1 protein-coding gene is annotated in these 1,471 nt (G+C 64.4%); it reads left to right on the forward strand.

The features are described 5' to 3' along the window. Positions 1-149 precede the first annotated feature (149 nt). Complete coding sequence (locus ACWEKS_RS49305; protein WP_452346599.1) at positions 150-1,397, forward strand: IS256 family transposase; 1,248 nt, start codon at positions 150-152, stop codon at positions 1,395-1,397. The last annotated feature ends 74 nt before the right edge of the window (positions 1,398-1,471 follow it).

Here is a 1,471-nt window from a genome sequence, read left to right on the forward strand (position 1 = left end):
GGGTAAGTCCCTTGGAGTGGTGGGATTTCGGAATCGGACAGGTCCGGTATGAGGCGTGTTGATGTCCTGAAATGAGCAGGTCATCGCGTAGTGGTGAACGAGTTACCGACCAAAGTGACTCGACCACACCCGAAAGGGAGTACCACGCGATGACCCAGGATCATTCTGCACTGCTGGCCCAGCTCGACACCCTCAAGTCCGCCGATTCGGCGTCCGTGTTCGCCGAACTGGTCCGTGCCGGACTGCAAGCGTTGATCGAGGCCGAAGCGACTGCCGTGATCGGCGCCGGCCGCTACGAACGCAGCGAGGACCGCACGACGCAGCGGAACGGCTACCGCGGCAAGGAGATCGCCACCCCGGCCGGTGATATCGAGGTCAAGATCCCGAAGCTTCGGGCGGGGTCGTTCTTCCCGTCTCTGCTCGAACCGCGCCGCCGGATCGACCGGGCCCTGCACGCGGTGGTGATGGAAGCGTGGGTCCACGGCGTGTCGACCCGTAACGTCGACGACCTCGTCGCCGCGCTCGGGGTGTCCTCGGGGATCAAGAAATCGGAGGTCTCGAGGATCTGCGCGGGCCTGGACGCCGAGGTCGGCAGGTTCCGGGAAAGGTCGTTGTCGCACACCGAGTTTCCCTATATCTGGCTCGACGCGACCTACTGCAAAGTCAGGGTCGGCGCCCACGTCGTGTCCCAAGCCCTGGTGGTCGCGACGGGCATGTCGATCGACGGGACCCGGGAAGTCCTGGGAACGGCGGTCGGTGACAGTGAGTCCTTCGAGTTCTGGCGTGAGTTTCTGACCGGGCTGCGGGCGCGGGGCCTGTCGGGGGTGCATCTGGTCGTGTCCGACGCGCATTCCGGGTTGAAAGCCGCTGTCGCGCAGCAGTTCACCGGCGCGTCCTGGCAGCGGTGCCGGGTGCATTTCATGCGAAATCTGCAGGGCGCGGTCGGGTCGAAGCATGTGCCGGCGGTGATGGCGGCGGTGAAGACTGTGTTCGTGCACACCGAGGCCGATGATGTTGCCGCGCAATGGGATCAAGTCACTGACACATTGGCTGGGACGTTCGGCAAGGCGGCGGCGATGATGCGGGAGGCGAAACATGACGTGCTCGCGTTCACCGCGTTCCCACGCGCTCATTGGACGAAGGTCTGGTCGAACAACCCCATCGAGCGCCTGAACAAGGAGATCAAACGCCGGGCCGATGTGGTGGAGATCTTCCCGAACCTGGCGTCGTTCCTGCGGTTGTCGACCGCGGTGGTGATCGAGCAGCACGACGAGTGGCAGGTCACCCGCCGCTACGTCTCCGATGTCAGTATCGACGAGCTGCGCGCGGTGATCGCGGCCAAGAAGCGCGTTGCCGGCGGCGTTGTCCCGGCGCTTGCTGGTGTCGGGATCGGCTAGAATCCACTACGACTCGTTGATCGCTACGCGTTCACGCCGTTGATCCGAAGTCCACCACTCCCCGGGACGCTATC

The organism is Nocardia sp. NPDC004711 (genome assembly GCF_053601595.1).

Excerpts from the sequence above, each read along its gene's own strand:
- ACWEKS_RS49305 (WP_452346599.1), top strand. The coding sequence starts at position 150 with ATGACCCAGGATCATTCTGCACTGCTGGCCCAGCTCGACACCCTCAAG.